We start from the raw sequence: 16953 nt of genomic DNA on the forward strand, positions 1-16953 counted from the left end.
CCGGCCCTCTGCTTCTGCTGTACTTGCCCTCAGCCTTCTGCGAGCTCGGCCAGATAGCTCCATCTTTCAATAAGCTCTTCAAGCTGCTCATTCAAACTTGCTTCTTCCTCGAGAAGTTCATTTGCCTTCATGAAATCGCTGCCCGTTTCTGCCATCTCACCGGCAATTTCCTCAAGGCGCTTTTCTGCCGCGGCAATCTTTCCGTCGATGCTGTCCCACTCTCTTTGCTCATTGTAGGACATGCGCTTTTTCTTCGGTTTTGCGTCCGGCTTTGGTTTGGGTTCCTGCTTCACGCTCTTTGGCTTTGCCTGCTGCGGCTGGCTCTCAATATAATCTGTATAGTTTCCATAGTAAGAGCCGATTCTGCCGCTCCCTTCAAGGATGAGCAGCTGCTCTGCCACTTTATCAAGAAAATAGCGGTCATGGGAAACAGTTATGACCACCCCTGCAAAATCGTCGAGATAGTCTTCAAGCACGGTCAGTGTCTGTGTATCCAGATCATTTGTCGGCTCATCCAGCAAAAGGACATTCGGCTCCGACAGAAGGATCTTTAGAAGATATAGCCTTCTCTTTTCCCCGCCGGAAAGCTTCCTGATCGGTGTCCCATGGGTGCTTGACGGGAAAAGGAACCGCTCGAGCATCTGCGCTGCCGAAATCGTTTTGCCATCAGAGGTATGCACGATCTCGGCTGTCTCCTTCAAATACTCGATCATTCTCTTGTTTTCGTCCATGTCTTCGCTTTCCTGCGTATAATAGGCTACCTTGACTGTCTGGCCGATGATCCGCTCGCCTGAATCCAGCGGGATTTTGCCGGCTAGTATATTCAGGAATGTGGATTTTCCTGTCCCGTTTCTGCCGATAATCCCGATTCTGTCGCCCGGCTTGACCAGAATGCTGAAATCATCAAGCACAACCGTGCCGCCAAGCTCTTTGGAAGCATCCTTCAGCTCAAAGACCTGTTTTCCGAGCCTGCTTCCGGATAAAGCCATATCGAGCTTTTCTGATGCTTTGACAGAAGAAAGGGTGTCCTCCAGCTGATCAAAGCGCTGAATCCTTGCTTTTTGCTTGGTGGTCCTGGCTTTTGCCCCTCTTCTGATCCATTCAAGTTCCCTGCGGAAAAGATTTTTCTGCTTTTCTATCGTAGCTGCCTCATTTTCCTCCCTGACGGCCTTCGCTTCAAGGAAAGCGGCATAATTGCCTTTATAGCTGTAAAGACTTCCTGCATCCAGTTCGAACATCCTGTTGGTTACCCGGTCGAGAAAATAACGGTCATGCGTGACCAGCAGGAGCGCGCCATTGAATCGGCTAAGATATTCTTCCAGCCACTTGACGGTTTCATAATCAAGATGGTTGGTCGGCTCATCAAGAATTAGAAGATCCGGAGACTGGATCAGCACCTGTGCAAGGGCAACCCTCTTCTTCTGCCCTCCGGAAAGCTCCCCGATTTTCCTGCTGTATTCCTCGATGCCGAGCCTGCTTAAGATTGCCTTCGCGCTGGCATCCGCTTCCCAGCCATCCAGCTCATCCATCCTTTTCTGAAGAGCAAAAAGCTTGTCCTGGAGCCCGGTATCCTCAGGCGAAGCTCCGAGTCCCGCCATAACCTGTTCATATTCCCTCAAAAGGCGGAATATCGGCGCATCCCCTTCAAATACCTGCTCAAGCACTGTCAGGCCGGGATTCAGCTCAGGCTTCTGTTCTGAGTAAGACACTTTATAATCTTTCGGGCATACAATCTCCCCTGAATCCGGTACATCCACTCCAGCCACGATCTTCAGCAAAGAAGACTTTCCAGTTCCATTGACGCCGATTAGCCCTACTCTTTCTTTTTCAGCTATCGTGAAAGAAACATCCCGGAAGAGCTGCTTTTCCCCATAAGATTTTGATAAGTTTTCAATTGAAATCATTTTCATGCCTGACCATTCCATTCCCTGTAAAATTCTTTTAAGTATAATTGAATAAATTCATGGCGCTGTTTTGCCATCTCTTTAGCTGTATCTGTATTCAGAAGATCGCGGAGCTTCAGCAGCTTTTCATAAAAATGATGGATGGAGGAGGTTTGCCCATTCCTATATTCCTCCTGTGTCATTTCTTCCCTGGCTGAAAGCGCCGGGTCATAAAGGGCATGGCCTTTCATCCCGCCATAGGCAAATGCCCGGGCAATCCCGATTGCACCAATGGCATCCAGCCTGTCTGCATCCTGGACAATCATTGCCTCAGGAGATGCTGCCTTTATGCCGGAGCCCCCTTTGAAGGAAACAGAGGAGATGACCGCTTCCAGCTGCTTTTGCAGTCCAGTTTCAATCCCTGCCTCCCTAAAAAAGCTGCGGAGCCTGTCCCATCCTTTTTCCTCATCGGCATTCAGCTTAGCATCGGGTATATCATGTAAAAGGGCTGCCATTTCAATAATGAAAGCATCTCCCCGTTTCTCCTGCCTCTGTATATATAACGCATTTTTCCTGACTCTATCTATATGATGCCAGTCATGCCCTGAAGCATCCCGGCCAAGCTCAGCGCGGACATACCGCTCTGCCTGCAAGATTATTTTTTCCATTAACACGCACCTCTTTCCTGCTGATGCTTATTTTATCATGAAAAGGAGGAGGATGTTTCTTCTCAGCTATATCTGCCTTTATCTGAGCAAAATCAAAAGAAAAAACCTTGCTGCTGTGCAAGGCTTTCTGCTTACTGATCTATTTCAGCCCGTTGAACCAGCTGAATCCAATGGTATCTTCCCCGGCATGAACCCCGATGGTGGCCCCCAGAGGGAAGGTGCTGAACTCGATTTCCTGGAAGCTGGCCCTTAGATCCGCCATCCATTCTTTTGCCTCTCTGTCATATAGGCCATACAGAATGAAGACCTCCCGGAAACCATGCTGTTCATACGCTTCCTTCAGCAAGGCCTTCATCCGTTCCCTGGCCTTCCTGATGCTCCTTGCCTTTTCTTTTATGCTGAGTGCCCCGCCGCTTATGGCAATGATCGGCTTAATGCTCAATAGGCTGCCAAAATAGAATTGCAGCCCGGACATCCTTCCGCTGCGATGAAGCTGTTCGAGGCTCCCGACAAGGACTAATGTCTGCGATGTGGATCCGATTTCCTCAATCCTGCGGGCTGCTTCGCTGCTTTCGATCCCTGATTCTGTCAAAAGCATCCCTTCCTTTATCAGCCTTGTCAAAGGATAAGATAAGATACCCGAATCGACTGTATAGACAGGTATGTTCACCAGCTGTGCTGCCTGCTGGCTGGATGAAACAGTCCCGCTGAGCTTCGCCGATACAAGGACGGCCACAATAGAATCATAGTTTTCTTCAAGCTCTTCAAAAAGAGCCTGAAAAGAGCCCACAGAAGGCTGTGAGGTCTTTGGAGGCGAAGAAAGTGTCTTCAGGCGCCTGAACAGGTCTTCAGCGCTTATGGTCCTCCCCTCTATATACTCCTGGCCATCCATGATGATTGTCATCGGCACAACATAGACATCCGGGTGCGCCGCTAATTCCTCATCCAGGCATGCTGTGCTGTCGGTAACCCATGCCACTTTTCCCATCAGGTTTCCTCCTTGCGGTAATTATGTATTTCTGTATTTGTTATAAACGGCTATCCCAGGAAAAAGGATAGCCGCAACTTTTATTCTTCCGGCAGAAAAGCCGCGATTTTCGGAAACAGTTTCAAGGCATTGTGGTAAAATACCTTTTCATGATGCTCTTCAGGGATAAGATCCTTGATAAACTCAATATATGGAGCTATAGGGATCAAGGGCCAGTCAGTCCCAAAGATCAATTTATCATAAGAATCCGCAAACTCAAGCGCGTGGCGAAGGTGGTCTAGGAACCGCCCTCCGCTCCTTTTCTTCAGCTCTTCTTCCGTACCCACTATCAGTCCTGAGAGATCAGCGTACACGTTCGGATTCTTATAGATGATCTCAGCCCCCGTCAGGGTCCAGGGATCGCCGAAATGAGCCATCATGAAATTGACATTCCGGTGCCTGACAGCCACTTCATCGATGGCAAGAGGGTGGGAGTACTTCAGCAGCCCCCTTTCTGAATAAGTGTCGCCAGTATGGAAGACAACCGGCACACTGTATTTCTCAGCAAGCTTATAGACCGGTTCATATACTTCGTCGTAAGCGTAAAAAGAATAATAGCCCAGGTAGATTTTAAACCCGACAGTCCCGGGCCGCTGAATCACGTCTTCCAGCCTTTCAAGTGCCTCAGAATCCATATTGAATGGATTTATGCCGGCGCATGCCACTATTATATCCGGCTGGGATTCAGCCAGGTCCAGCATCATCGGTGTCCTTGCATCATGGTCCGGAAAACCCATCCCGCCTGTTTCCTCAAGGCCCATGCCGATTCCGAGCACGACACCGGCATCCCGGTACTCCGCCGCAATCCCTTTATAGGAATAATCAACAAACGAAAGGTCCCTTGCAGTTTCGTGAAAAGATTTAATTTGTGAAAAATGCATATGCGCGTCTATTATTTTCATTCTGTCTCCTCATTGCTGAAACTGATTTTCTGCAGCCTATCCAGCAGCTTCCCGGATAAATCCCTGCTGTCAAACAGCATGAATACCGGTTTCGTCTGGCTATCCCGCCCTCCGGCGCTGAATGGCTGCCTTGATATAAGCTGGCATGCCTCTTTGTTCATATATGCCTCATTAAGGTCAGCCATGCTGTTTGCTGCCATATACAGCTTTTCTTCTGCATGAGTGCTGCAGACGGATGAGCCATTCCCCAAAAAGAGAACATTCTCGTCCTTTCCTGCTGTATAAAAGCCATTCTCATCTGCTCCGTCCGGCCTGATCGAAAGATCTTCAAGCTTACCGCCATTCAGGAAAGCATCCGTGACAGCATACTCACCGGCAAGGAGCTTGCCTCCCGCTTCCTCTATTCGGAGAAATGACGCGATCAACGGTACACCTGGGAGCATGAGATAATATTGTGCAAATGCAAGTCCCTGCCATACAGGATGCTCCCCAAGCCTTGTTGTAACCTTGAGTCCCTGCCACAATTCCCCGGAATTATCACGGACCGCAGCTGCCTCTGCCTCTGTCTGGCCTTTCAGGATCGAGAAAACATTCAGTTTTGAAGGAATTGTCTTCATTCCTCCGCCCCATGGATTCCACCAGCCTTTTGCCTGGAGAGAAGGAAAGGAATGGTCCAGCCATTTTCTTCCGTTCACCGTGATGGAGTAAATCCCCGGATAGAAGCCTGGTGCCGATTTGATTTCCACTGTCCCGTTTACTGCTTTTGCCACTTTCAGTCCTGCTTCCTCTTCCGATGATATCTGCACTTCTCCTCCAGGCATCAGAACGATGCTATCGATTTTTTCGCAGCTGCTGCCTTCCTCAAGAATTGCAGACACAATGCTGATTCCTGCTTTTTCCCCCAATGTAACGCTGGTTTTATAATCTTTTCCTCCCTCAAGCCTAATCTCCTCAGCTGCCTTGACACTGCCGTCAGCCGAGATGGAGAGCTTCCCTTCAAATGGCTGGAGCCTGTGATTGTTTAACGTCAGGTCTGCTGCATATTTTTCATCACGCATGAATACAGAAGTGATGTTCATTTCCTTCTCAGGAGCTGTACTTTTTTTATCAGCTGAAGGGGAGTGGGTAGCAAATGCTGCGAACTCTTCCCAGGACTGGAAGGCTCCAATTGATAGATAAACAGGTTCAAGGACCGCCTTTTCTTTCGCCTGGATCTCACCGGTCCGGAATTCGATTGAAAGCTGCCAATTATCCGGTACCGCCCTTGCGCTTTCCGGCCAGGCAAGCCCTACAGGTTCCCCTCCTTGTCCTGCGAAATACCAATTTCCTGACAGAGAGCTAAAGTTGACATCTCCATACAGAAGCTCCTTCATATCAGAAAACGCAACCGCTTCCCCGGCAAGCGGAAACACCATCTCCCGGCCTTCATGGTACATGGACTGAGAGATATACAGCTGTTCAACAGGCTCTTCCCTGCCATTCTCACATTCCATCCACCTCTTTACAAGTCCTTCAGCATAAAGGGATGTAAAGATGCTAAGCTTGATTCCCGGCATATTTTCCGAAAGGAATTCCAGCTTATGTGTTACTGCTGCCCCATCTTTATACCACTCTGCAGATACAGGTTTCTTTTTGGCGAATTCTGCGGTATAGGGTTTTCCCAGTTTCGGCTGGAAGAACGCAAATGGCTGATCCAATTTCCCGCTTCGGCCGGCTTTCACAGTATAGTCCCGCTTTCTGATATTCACCTGGCTGTTTCCATTGAAGATTTGCCAGTATTCCTCTGTCTCACCGCCAAATTGGCTGCCAAAACCCTTCAGTGCCAGACCCGCTTTCTTTTCGAAATGGAATCGGCCGCCTTTGGATCCCGTCAGAGCCACCTGCAGTAAGTGTTCGGAAAAACCATGCTTCTTTACCACAGCTGGAAGGAAGAAGCTTTTCCGTTCTTTCGGTTTTACATTCAGCACAATTTCTTTTTGTTCGAAAAGGAGCTTTTCTGTTTCCGGAAACTGGATTTTCACTTTTGCCTCTTCCGGCAGATTATTTTTAACCTCGACAGCAACCTCTGACTGTTTGCCCAGGTAGCTCAGATGCCCCAGAAGGGAGACAGTTATATCAGCAGGCTTTTTCGGATGGATGCCCAGACTCAATGAACAGCTCAGCCCATTTATAGACAAATCCACTTCTGCAGACGGGTGTGTCTTCCAGGAGTCAGGCGCTTCCCCTTCTCTGATGTCCAGCACTCCTGTGATGACTTCTTCACCAGAGACCATAACGGACGATGATAAGCTGCAATTCACCCGGCCGCTATCCTTCCCGGCTGCTTCAACCGCAAGAGGATTTCCCGATTTATTAACAATCCTTAAGGAAATGGACTCCTTGCGCCCCTCAATCAGCTGGTGCCCGTTCAATACCAGTTCAGCCAGGAACTCATCTGTTTCAATCAGGCGCATGCCCCTTCCTGAACGTTCAAATTGGACTCTTGCATGAGTCCCTTCATCTTCCCACTCATAATCATAATAAGTGAAGCCATTCTCGTTTTTCCCATCAGGCTTCACTTCGATTTTCCTGGTGCTCGAACTGTACCAGTCCAGTTTTTCAAAAACCGGCTTCAATAGCGGCGTATTCAAAACAGCGGGAATGAAGTTCATCAAGTGAGTGGAGTCGTCTCTGTCTTCCCAAAAGAAGCCGCATTTTTTATACAATGGCACAGCCTTCGTATTGCCAGGCCAGGTATACAGGTCCAGACGAGGCCATCCGAGCTCCACTGTCTTTCCAAGTGCCTCAAGAACAAGGAGCTTGCCGATTTTTCTGCCATGATAATCCGGGCGCACATTCAGGAGAGGAATATAAAGCGCACTTTCATCTTCCTTATATTCTGAAAGTCCGCAATAGCCTACGACCTCTTTCCCATCCAGTGCGATATACAGTTCGATATTATCCGAGTTTTCCTCTTTTGTCTTCACTTGCTCACCTGTCATCACCCGGTTGTCGCCGCCCCAGCTATCGCGGCTCATATTCCACATTTTCGCAACTGCATCCGCCAATCCCGGCTGGTAGCGGACCACCTGTATCTTATTCATCACTTTTTCCATGTCTCTTCCTCCTCGATTCTTAACTACGTGCCTTCCATCTTATCGCTGCATTGAATTTGTATTTTTCCTGCTTTGTCCATCTTATTTCCTCCTTCAATCAGGGCAGTTATTTGCCTTGTTCCCCTTTGGTGGAACATTTTGGCACGCCCATTCTTATCGTATTAGGTTAAAGAATCAAAGTAAAGACAATTCTAAATTTTTAAAACGGAAAAAATGGCACGCAAAAAGGCCCTGCCTAAGCAGAGCCTTTTGTACATCCAGTTCCAGACCGGATGCATTATCTTGCCAATTCTTCCTCAATATCGCCGAGGATTTCTTTTGGATTTGTATTGGGAGAATACCGCTTGACGACTTCTCCTTTTTTGTTCACAAGGAATTTGGTGAAGTTCCATTTAACAGCCTTCATGCCAAGCATGCCAGGCGCTTCTTCTGTTAAATATTGAAAAATGGGGTCGGCATTTTTCCCGTTCACATCCACCTTCGCGAACATCGGGAACGACACCCCATAGTTCAGCTGGCAGAACTGCTGGATTTCCTCGTTGCTGCCCGGATCCTGATTCATGAATTGATTGCAGGGGAATCCGAGAATTTCCAGGCCTTCCCTGTTAAGCTGTTCATAGATTTCCTGCAGCTCCTTGAACTGTGGTGTAAAGCCGCATTTGCTCGCTGTATTGACAATGAGGAGCACATCCCCCTCAAACTCCCTCAGCGGTACATCCGAGCCATCACTTTTCATCGCATTAAATTGATATATAGACATCATCGCACCTCCTGCTCTTATCGTAATCACGATAAGCCTATAATGCCAGTTTAAACTCTTGTTTAAGAGAGCACATCCTCAAGCTTCCTCAGGCATTCGGCCATATGATCGGACAGAAGGGCAAGATCATCGATTTGGTCTTCATAAATAAGTCTGCCAAAAGTGATTTCCGTTAAATTCAGCAGAGTGTCCGGCCCGCTTAAGGGATCATAGGAAACCGTTTGGGTGATGGTTCTGTTTTCCCCCCAGATGGACTTCATGAGCCTGTCGATGCCGGCCGTCTGTTCCGGCTCATTTCTTTGGCTGAAGGAAAATCGGATAGAGATCATGCAGCCTGAGAGCTTTTCAGAAAGGAGGGCGGGATGCAGCTCAGCCGCCAGGTTTTCGAGCGCCGCTTTCATGATGAAGGTGCATGAAGCAATGACAGATTCCCTGTCCTGAAAAGTGATTTCAAATGTTCTCGAAAGCTTGGCGGTATTGATCAGCTCATTGCGGTCTATAATGCTGATTTGACCGGCAAGGTCCTTATCATACAGAAGGCCTTCCATGACGATCTTCATATTTTCATACGCAGTCGGGTCAAACAAGCTGAACACCCCTTTTAAAATAGACCAACAGCATTTCCGTTTTCATCCACATCCATTTTCAAAGCAGCAGGCGCTTTTGGCAGCCCCGGCATTGTCATGACATCTCCTGTAAGGGCGACGATGAAACCTGCCCCGATGGAAGGCTTCAGCTCGCGGACTGTTACTGTGAATCCTTCAGGCCTTCCCAGCTTTGCAGGGTCATCTGACAGCGAATACTGGGTTTTGGCCATGCACACCGGAAGGCTTCCCCAGCCAAAGGTCTCAAAATCAGCAAGCTGCTTTTTAGCTTTGCCCGCAAATTCTACATCGGCTCCCCCGTATACTTTCTGGACGATAGTCCTGATTTTCTCTTCAAGCGGATCTGACAGGCTGTATAACGGAGCAAAACTGCTTTCCTTTTTATCAATAAGCTTCAGGACAGTTTCTGCCAATGCAAGTCCGCCTTCCCCGCCTTTTTCCCATACTTCTGTAAGGGCAGCAGGGAAGCCTTCTTTCTCGCAGAGTCCAAGCAGTGTGCTCACTTCCAGATCTGTATCAGTTACAAATTTATTTATGGCAACAGTGAACGGAAGGCCAAAGCTCTTAATCGTTTCAGCGTGCTTCTTCAGATTGGCGAATCCTTCTGCCAATGCAGCGGCATTTTCCTCTGCAAGATCTGTTTTCTTTACTCCGCCATGCATCTTAAGCGCCCTGATTGTGGCTACGATTACCACTGCTTCAGGCTGGATGTCCGCGTTCCTTGTTTTGATATGCAGGAATTTCTCCGCTCCAAGATCTGCACCGAACCCTGCCTCTGTGACCACATAATCGGCCAGCTTTGACGCAGCTGTTGTCGCGGCAGCGCTGTTGCAGCCATGGGCGATATTGGCGAAGGGCCCTCCATGCACCAATGCAGGTGTATGTTCAATCGTCTGGACCAGATTCGGCTTAATGGCATCCTTTAAAAGCAGGGCAAGTGCGCCTTCTGCACCTAAATCGCCGGCTGTGACAGGTTCTTTTTGATCATTATAAGCAATGACCATCCTTGAAAGCCTCAATTTCAAATCTGCCAGATCTGATGCCAGGCATAAAACGGCCATGATTTCCGATGCCACCGTAATATCAAACCCATCTTCCCTTGGAACTCCCTGCATTGGGCCGCCAAGGCCGACGATCACCTTTCTCAGGGCCCGGTCATTCAAATCGACTGCCCGCTTCCAGACAATCCTCCGCTGGTCGATACCCAGTTCATTTCCCTGCTGCAGATGGTTATCAATCAAGGCAGAGAGCGCATTATTTGCTGAAGTAATGGCATGCAGGTCCCCCGTGAAATGAAGATTGATATCCTCCATAGGCAGCACCTGTGCATATCCGCCGCCGGTGGCGCCCCCTTTGATTCCCATGGTTGGGCCAAGTGAAGGTTCACGCATCGCTATCACGGTTTTCTTACCGAGTCTTGTCAGGGCATCACCAAGACCGACAGTCACTGTAGACTTCCCTTCTCCTGCAGGAGTTGGATTGATGGCTGTAACCAGAATGACTTTTCCCGACTCTTTTGTCTGCAGCTTTTTCATGGCCTCATATGACAGCTTGGCCTTGTGCTTCCCGTAGAGCTCTAAATCATCTTCTTCCAGCCCGATTCCGGCTGCGATTTCTTTGATTGGTTTCAGTTCTGATTCCTGTGCGATTTCGATATCTGACTTTACCTTTGGTTTCACGTTCATTCTTGTCCCCCCGAAATATGCAAAGTTTCCTTCTATATTGTACCACCGCGTCCAATAATAAGTGATAGAATTTTAAATAATGAATCTTTTGCCCGGCATTGCCTGATCATGCCGTTTGCTTTTATAATTAGATAATTGAATATTCCAACGAGGAGGAAGGACCCGTGCCCATTTGTATCCCGCCTCTGCTGCCTGCCCGTGAGATCCTGGAGAAAGAAAATATCTTTATCATGGATGACAGCCGGGCAAGGCAGCAGGACATCCGTCCGCTAAATATCATCATTCTGAATCTCATGCCTGAAAAAGAAAAAACAGAAGCACAGCTTTTGAGGCTTCTTGGCAACACACCGCTTCAGGTAAATATATCGTTCCTTAAAACAGCGACACATGATTCAAAAAATACGAGTGAACTGCATCTTGAGCAGTTTTATACTACTTTTCAAGAGATCAGGCATCATAAATTCGATGGGATGATCATAACCGGAGCGCCGATTGAAATGCTGGATTTCGAGGAAGTCGACTATTGGGAAGAGCTGACCGGGATCATGGATTGGGCGAAAGAGAATGTGACCTCCAGCATGCATATCTGCTGGGGTGCGCAGGCTGCACTTTATCATTATTATGGGATCGGCAAGGAGATCCTTTCGCGGAAATGCTCCGGGGTATACGCCCACACCGTTTGCGATCCTTCCATAAAGCTGCTGAGGGGATTTGATGACCATTTCCTTGCCCCGCATTCAAGGAACACAGACGTTTCGATTGAAAAAATAAATGAGCATCCTTCCCTGAAGCTTCTGTCCGTATCAGAAGAGGCCGGCGCATTCATCATCAGTTCTAAGGACGGCAGAAGAATCATGGTCACCGGCCATCTCGAGTATGAATCACGCACACTGGCTGATGAGTATGAAAGGGACAAAGCAAGGGGGCTCTTGCCGGACCTGCCATTGCACTATTTCCCGGAAGACGACCCTATGCTGCCTCCAAAGAACAGATGGAGGTCTCACGCGCATCTGCTTTTTTCAAACTGGCTGAACTATTATGTATACCAGGAAACTCCATACGAATGGTAACGCCCTGTCTTCTGAAAGAATAGCAAAATGGCTGCACTCTTAGAGGCAGCCATTTTCATTTCATCCATTCAATCAGCTTTGCTGGCTATAGTAGACTTCCTCAAACGGCTGCACTACAACAAACCCGTTGCCCGAGAATTTCATTTGGATTGATTCCCCGCTTCCTCTTCCAAGGAAGGTCTTAAAGGATATATCCGTCACAAACTCCGGCTGAAGGCTGCCTGACCAGGCTACTGTCGCATTTGGATCTGTGTACACTGGATTATCCGGTGTGACCAGCAGTGTCAGCGGCTCATAATGGGAAGTGATGGCGACCATGCCGCGCCCTTCAAGGCGGACATTGAAGAGCCCGCCTGCCATCATGCCGGCGATCCTTTTCATCAGCTTGATATCCCAGCTGATGCCGGGTTCGAATGCCAGCAAGTCATTTCCGTTCACAAAAATCGCTTCACCGCCAAGGTTGAGGATCGATATCTTTTTCCCCTGGTCTGCCAGATAGAGTTTGCCATTCCCTGTCGCTTTCATCAGAGAGGTCCCTTCCCCTGTCAGCGCCTTTTTGAACATTTTCCCGAGACCGTGCTCCAGGATCCCTTCTCTTTCAAACTTAATGTTTCCCCTGTAGGAAACCATGGCACCGGTCTTTGCCCAGATCTGATTTGTCAGGTTGATCTCAAGCATCCTTGGTGTTTCAAGCTCAAACAGGCCTTCTCCTTTATCCTGCTGTTTTGTCTGGCTGACGAATTCTTCGATTGAATATCTGCTCATTCTACTACTCTCCTCTTATTTATCATTTTTGATCATGAATACCCACATAAACGATAATGACTGCTGCAATTCTTCTGTTAAGGAGCCTTTGGAAATCTGTTCTGCACTCCTTTTATAAACACCAAACCCGGCTGTCCTGCTCCATCCATTTTCAGCAGCAAGCCTTTCGAACTCCCAAGGCATCATTGTATTGCAGACAGCTTTCTTGCCGTAAAGCCTTTCATAGCTGTTTTCCCGCGGCTTCGCAGTTGGGCCTAAAATGCCGGCGCACCCAAATCCTCCCGGCCTGACCACCCTCTGCATTTCCCTGAGGACTGCAAGGGGGCTCTCAGTCCATTCAAGGGAATTGATCGCAAGCACTGCATCAAAGGCATTATCTGGAATATCCAAAGATGCAATATCAGTTTTAATAAATCTTGCATCATTTCCTTCATTCACCTTGATGGCTTTATGTATCATTTCCTCTGAAACATCCGCCCCTGTTACTTTATAGCCGGCATTTGCGAGTTTCAGTGTGCCAAAGCCATCTCCGCATCCAAGGTCACAGACTGCAGAACCTGCAGGGACATGCTGACTGAAGAAGCCTGCAATTTCCTTCCGGCTGCCTGATTCCCACATTTCCCTGCTCTGCCGGCTCCATGAGCCGGATTTCTCATCCCAAAGCCTTTCTGCTTCAGTGGCCCAATTAAATTCCATCGTGATGATCCCTCACTTTTATTACGGATATATTCTAAAAAAGTTTCATTCTTGTATTTCTATAAGGGCAGCTGGTAATCCTTTGTACTAAGGAAATTAAAGGAGGGGCTTTACATGCAGCCGGAAAAATTAATAGCTGTCCAAAGAAACCACCTGGGAGAGATTATGTCTTTCCAGACATCAGGCGGGCGCATCATATCGTTCAGAAAAGCATTGATGGAGGCAGAGGAAGGGCTCATCGAGCTTGCAGAGGCGGAACACAGCCTGATGGAAAACAATGTTAACACGGTGAATCTGTTAGAGGATTTTCCGAGTTTTGGATAGGGGTAAATACGAGGCTTAATCATGCTGTTAATGTAAAATTAATAGGTATTGGTATTTATTCTATGCCTTCAGCAAAATATGTAAGAAAGTTTCATGAAGTTTGCCTTTCAAATGCAGTCTGTTGATTTGCGTTCCAGGCACTTCGCTTTCCGCGGGGCGAAGTTGAGCCTCCTCGCGCTCCGCGCTGTGGGGTCTCAACATTTCCGCTGCAATCCCGCAGGAGTCTGCGTGCCTTCCACTCCAATCAACAGGGCTCAAAAAATTAAATGGCAGTTCTCTTATTACCACCACCCCTTCTTTACCTTTTAAAAAATGGGATAATAAAAAGCGGAAAGGTATCCTTCCATACCTAACCGCTTTTTATTTTGACTTTATCCTTCAGTCTGCTCATTTTTCCTGGCGATTTCGCGGAGAGAATCCACTCTCCCCTGATCTTCTTCAAAAAACTGGACAAGGTCACCCACCCGGTCAATCGCATCCCAGCTCAAATGATGCTCTATGCCTTCCACATCTTCATAAATATTCTCTTCCTTCACGCCGATGATCCTTAACAGCTGTTCAAGAAGTTCATGGCGGTATACAAGCCTTTTGCCGATCTTTTTGCCTTTTGGAGTCAAAATCAGCCCTCTGTATTTTTCATAAACAAGATATTCATCTTTATCCAGCTTCTGCACCATCTTAGTAACTGAAGATGGATGGACGGACAAAGCTTCGGCGATATCGGATACACGTGCATAACCTTTATCTTCTATCAGTATGTATATTTGTTCTATATAATCTTCCATGCTTGGAGTAGGCATCCGATAACCTCCTAAGTATTAAAACCAGCTTTTTGCCGGACAGAAATCTGCACCCGGTTTCAGCTTCATTGCTATTTTTCTGCTAAAAAATATCCACCGGCCTATGCTTTCCTGCAAACAGAAAGGTCCATATTGCAGCCCAGTAAAAATTGTCCAATAAAAATTTTACTATAGATGGAGAGGACAAACAAGTCAGTCAAGCGAAACACCAGGGAGAAGCTGATGCTCCTCCCCTGCATTCATTTCTGTTTTATGCTGTTTTCAAAGACGAATTTCAGCCTGCCTTCTCCCCATTCGAGCCTGGCCTGAAATTCCTTTTCGCCTTTTTTAAACCCTTTGATAAGATCTGTCTGCCCATCTTTCAAAAGCTTGCGGACATTTGCCTGGCTCACAGTTTTCCCAAGCACTTTTTTGGAAATGGTGAAACGGCACTCAGAAGCTTTATAATTCGCACAGCCATAAAAGGTCCCTTTGTCGACAACATCGCCGCCGCAAAGCTTGCATTTGCCGACCTTCGTGCCAGCACCGCCCCTTTTTCCTTTCTTCCCTGGCCTTCTATCCTTAAATTCCTCCAGGTCATATCCATCGAAGCTCCACTGGGCACTCTGTTCTGTCGCATCATTAATTAACTTGATTGACAGCTTCTTCGCCTGCTCCATGAATTCTTTGGGCGATGCTGCCCCCTCACCGATTTCATTCAGGCGCTGCTCCCATTTGGCGGTCATTTCAGGGGAGCCGAGCACACTTTCTCCGATTGAGTCGATCAAAAGCTTTCCTTTGTTTGTCGCATACACCTGGTTTTTGCGGACATCAATATACATCCGGTCCTTAAGAATCCCAATGATACCCGCACGCGTCGCTTCAGTGCCAAGCCCTTCAGTCTGGTTCATTACTTTAACCAGATCAGAATCCTCCAAATGCTTCCCGGCGGTTTTCATCAGGGTGATAAGCTGCCCCTCCGTGTACCGCTTTGGCGGCTGCGTCTTGCTTTCTTTAGCCTCAGTATCCTGCACGATCCCTCTTTCGCCGGATTCCAGGGACGGAAGATCCTGCTCATCTTCATCTTTTGCTGCACTCTTTTTTTGGCTGTACAGGACCTTCCTCCAGCCCTCCTGGATCATTTCCTTGCCTTTTGAAAGGAAGGCAGCCCTCTCGTCCGCCAGTGTATGGATAGTCGTGTAATCAAAGACGGCTTTTTCATAATGGGCGGCAATCAGCCTTTTTACAATCAGCTCATATATCCTTGCTTCATCGGCACCCATTTTTGCCGGATCGGCTGCCTGTTCTGTAGGAATGATGGCATAGTGGTCTGTCACTTTCTTTTCATTCACAAATCTCTTATTATCCAGTATCGATGAAACAGGAAGCGGAAAAAAGGCTTTAAAAGCATCCATTTTTGCAAGCTTTTCCAGTGTTTCAGGAAATGCCGCCGCTTCCTCTTTAGTGACAAAGCTTGAGTCCGAGCGGGGGTACGAAATAATTCCTTTTACATAAAGCTTTTGGGCGATTTCCAATGTTTTTTGCGGGGAAAATTTGTAAAGTTTATTCGCTTCAGCCTGCAGGGACGAGAGATTGAATAAATAAGGAGGCAGGAATTCCTTCCTCTCTTTATCGATCGATTCAATCCTGGCGTTCTTTCCTGCTGCAAACTGCTGGATTTTCCTGGCCATCCCTTCATTATCGAGACGGGAATTCCCATCTTTATGCCATTTCCCTTTATATGTCTTTCCTTCCATATTGAAAGTAGCCATGACTTCCCAGAAAGGCTCTGACTTAAAGTTCTCGATTTCTTTCTCTCTTTTTACAATCAGTGCAAGGGTCGGGGTCTGGACCCTTCCGGTAGAAAACACATCCTGGATCCCTTTTTGCTGGAGCAGCAGGGTGTATGCCCTCGAAGCATTCATACCGACAAGCCAGTCGGCACATGCCCTGCTGAGCGCCTCATAATAAATATTTCTTGTCTTAGACTCATCAAGGAGATTGGCAAAGCCATTTGTTACAGATTTGGCGGTGAGCGATGAAATCCATAGCCTCTTCATCGGCTTTCTGCTGCCGCACTGAGTCAGAATGACTCGGATAATGGCTTCCCCTTCTCTTTCTGCATCACCGGCAATGATGATTTCATCGACTTCTTTATGGTGGACCAGTTCTTTGATGACTTTGAATTGCTTCCACTTTGACTTGGATACACGGTGCTTGAATTGCTCCGGAAGTATCGGCAGAGTGCTCAGTGACCACTTTTTCCATTTAGAATCATATTCCTCGGGAGGAACCAGTTCACATAAATGGCCAATGGCCCAAGTCATGAAAGCACCATCAGGGAACAGGTGGTTCGGAGCGATTTCCAGATAGCCTTCTTTTTTCTTAAATGAAAATGGGGCGGCAAGCTTCATTCCCTGATCAGGCTTCTCTGCAATAATCAGTTTCATATTCATTCTCCTTGCTCGGGACTGCGCAAGTCCGACTTGATTATTTTACTGCTAACCTCAATGGCAGCAGGGCCCGAAAAAAAGATTATACATGATTCCAGGCTGTTCAGGCACCCTTTAGCTCCTGTCAGATTGAGACCATGCACTTTTTTCAGAATTGAATCTATGGGGAGTTTCTATGGGGGATGGATGGCTTGAGGGTAGCTGCTGATGTACATATGGCTTGAGGCAGCAGAAAAAAGCG

The 16953-nt window shown here is 47.6% G+C and carries 14 protein-coding genes; 2 read left to right on the plus strand and 12 right to left on the minus strand.

What is annotated here, in order from left to right; genetic code table 11:
* Positions 1-29: 29 nt before the first annotated feature.
* From FZD51_RS08290 to FZD51_RS08325, 8 genes are all read right to left on the minus strand, one after another.
* The gene (locus tag FZD51_RS08290; RefSeq protein WP_148974359.1) at positions 30-1910 is read right to left on the minus strand and encodes an ABC-F family ATP-binding cassette domain-containing protein; all 1881 of its coding nucleotides are present in this window, start codon (positions 1908-1910) and stop codon (positions 30-32) included.
* The gene (locus tag FZD51_RS08295) at positions 1907-2551 is read right to left on the minus strand and encodes an HD domain-containing protein (RefSeq protein ID WP_148974360.1); all 645 of its coding nucleotides are present in this window, start codon (positions 2549-2551) and stop codon (positions 1907-1909) included. The genes FZD51_RS08290 and FZD51_RS08295 overlap by 4 nt, the downstream gene beginning before the upstream one ends.
* A 139-nt stretch (positions 2552-2690) precedes the next feature.
* A complete protein-coding gene (locus FZD51_RS08300) occupies positions 2691-3539 on the minus strand; it encodes a DegV family protein (protein ID WP_148974361.1) in 849 nt (282 codons plus the stop codon).
* An 80-nt stretch (positions 3540-3619) separates the two neighbouring features.
* Positions 3620-4480 carry an amidohydrolase family protein gene (locus FZD51_RS08305; RefSeq protein WP_148974362.1) on the minus strand — a complete coding sequence of 287 codons (861 nt, stop codon included), beginning with the start codon at positions 4478-4480 and terminating at the stop codon, positions 3620-3622.
* Positions 4477-7575 carry a GNAT family N-acetyltransferase gene (locus tag FZD51_RS08310; protein WP_148974363.1) on the minus strand — a complete coding sequence of 1033 codons (3099 nt, stop codon included), beginning with the start codon at positions 7573-7575 and terminating at the stop codon, positions 4477-4479. Before FZD51_RS08310 ends, FZD51_RS08305 begins: the two co-directional genes overlap by 4 nt.
* Positions 7576-7852: 277 nt before the next feature.
* Entirely contained in the window at positions 7853-8335 is a 483-nt protein-coding gene (locus FZD51_RS08315; protein ID WP_148974566.1) for a glutathione peroxidase, read from the minus strand.
* A 62-nt stretch (positions 8336-8397) separates the two neighbouring features.
* Positions 8398-8922 carry a hypothetical protein gene (locus tag FZD51_RS08320; protein WP_148974364.1) on the minus strand — a complete coding sequence of 175 codons (525 nt, stop codon included), beginning with the start codon at positions 8920-8922 and terminating at the stop codon, positions 8398-8400.
* 14 nt (positions 8923-8936) lie between these two features.
* Positions 8937-10625: a formate--tetrahydrofolate ligase gene (locus tag FZD51_RS08325; RefSeq protein ID WP_148974365.1), complete on the minus strand. Its 1689-nt coding sequence runs from the start codon at positions 10623-10625 to the stop codon at positions 8937-8939.
* 164 nt (positions 10626-10789) lie between these two features.
* Here FZD51_RS08325 and metA point away from each other — a divergent pair, with 164 nt between their 5' ends.
* Positions 10790-11695: a homoserine O-acetyltransferase MetA gene (metA, locus tag FZD51_RS08330; protein ID WP_148974366.1), complete on the plus strand. Its 906-nt coding sequence runs from the start codon at positions 10790-10792 to the stop codon at positions 11693-11695.
* Between the two features lie 72 nt (positions 11696-11767).
* Here the strand turns inward: metA and FZD51_RS08335 are convergent, their stop codons facing one another.
* Together FZD51_RS08335 and FZD51_RS08340 are read right to left on the minus strand one after the other, a co-directional pair.
* Positions 11768-12460, minus strand: a complete 693-nt coding sequence (locus tag FZD51_RS08335) for an AIM24 family protein (RefSeq protein WP_009791608.1) — start codon at positions 12458-12460, stop codon at positions 11768-11770.
* 15 nt (positions 12461-12475) lie between these two features.
* The gene (locus FZD51_RS08340) at positions 12476-13156 is read right to left on the minus strand and encodes a class I SAM-dependent methyltransferase (protein ID WP_148974367.1); all 681 of its coding nucleotides are present in this window, start codon (positions 13154-13156) and stop codon (positions 12476-12478) included.
* Positions 13157-13270: 114 nt separating this feature from the next.
* Here FZD51_RS08340 and FZD51_RS08345 point away from each other — a divergent pair, with 114 nt between their 5' ends.
* Positions 13271-13480 (plus strand): DUF3892 domain-containing protein, encoded by a 210-nt coding sequence (locus FZD51_RS08345; RefSeq protein WP_094767195.1) that lies wholly within the window; start codon positions 13271-13273, stop codon positions 13478-13480.
* A 371-nt stretch (positions 13481-13851) separates the two neighbouring features.
* Here FZD51_RS08345 and mntR read toward each other — a convergent pair whose 3' ends face one another.
* Positions 13852-14280, minus strand: a complete 429-nt coding sequence (mntR, locus tag FZD51_RS08350; RefSeq protein ID WP_009791612.1) for a transcriptional regulator MntR — start codon at positions 14278-14280, stop codon at positions 13852-13854.
* A gap of 239 nt (positions 14281-14519) precedes the next feature.
* Positions 14520-16709, minus strand: coding sequence for a DNA topoisomerase III (locus tag FZD51_RS08355; protein WP_148974368.1), 2190 nt, complete (start codon positions 16707-16709; stop codon positions 14520-14522).
* Positions 16710-16953: the final 244 nt, after the last annotated feature.

Source organism: Bacillus infantis, assembly GCF_008180445.1.
Taxonomy (GTDB): Bacteria; Bacillota; Bacilli; order Bacillales; family Cytobacillaceae; genus Bacillus_AB; species Bacillus_AB infantis_B.

Bases quoted from the DNA above. Each gene is read 5' to 3' on its own strand.
- FZD51_RS08305 (WP_148974362.1), bottom strand. From the start codon at position 4,480: ATGAAAATAATAGACGCGCATATGCATTTTTCACAAATTAAATCTTTT.
- FZD51_RS08290 (WP_148974359.1), bottom strand. From the start codon at position 1,910: ATGAAAATGATTTCAATTGAAAACTTATCAAAATCTTATGGGGAAAAG.
- FZD51_RS08310 (WP_148974363.1), bottom strand. From the start codon at position 7,575: ATGGAAAAAGTGATGAATAAGATACAGGTGGTCCGCTACCAGCCGGGA.
- FZD51_RS08325 (WP_148974365.1), bottom strand. From the start codon at position 10,625: ATGAACGTGAAACCAAAGGTAAAGTCAGATATCGAAATCGCACAGGAA.
- FZD51_RS08315 (WP_148974566.1), bottom strand. From the start codon at position 8,335: ATGTCTATATATCAATTTAATGCGATGAAAAGTGATGGCTCGGATGTA.
- FZD51_RS08340 (WP_148974367.1), bottom strand. From the start codon at position 13,156: ATGGAATTTAATTGGGCCACTGAAGCAGAAAGGCTTTGGGATGAGAAA.
- FZD51_RS08335 (WP_009791608.1), bottom strand. From the start codon at position 12,460: ATGAGCAGATATTCAATCGAAGAATTCGTCAGCCAGACAAAACAGCAG.
- FZD51_RS08295 (WP_148974360.1), bottom strand. From the start codon at position 2,551: ATGGAAAAAATAATCTTGCAGGCAGAGCGGTATGTCCGCGCTGAGCTT.
- mntR (WP_009791612.1), bottom strand. From the start codon at position 14,280: ATGCCTACTCCAAGCATGGAAGATTATATAGAACAAATATACATACTG.
- FZD51_RS08345 (WP_094767195.1), top strand. From the start codon at position 13,271: ATGCAGCCGGAAAAATTAATAGCTGTCCAAAGAAACCACCTGGGAGAG.
- FZD51_RS08355 (WP_148974368.1), bottom strand. From the start codon at position 16,709: ATGAAACTGATTATTGCAGAGAAGCCTGATCAGGGAATGAAGCTTGCC.
- FZD51_RS08300 (WP_148974361.1), bottom strand. From the start codon at position 3,539: ATGGGAAAAGTGGCATGGGTTACCGACAGCACAGCATGCCTGGATGAG.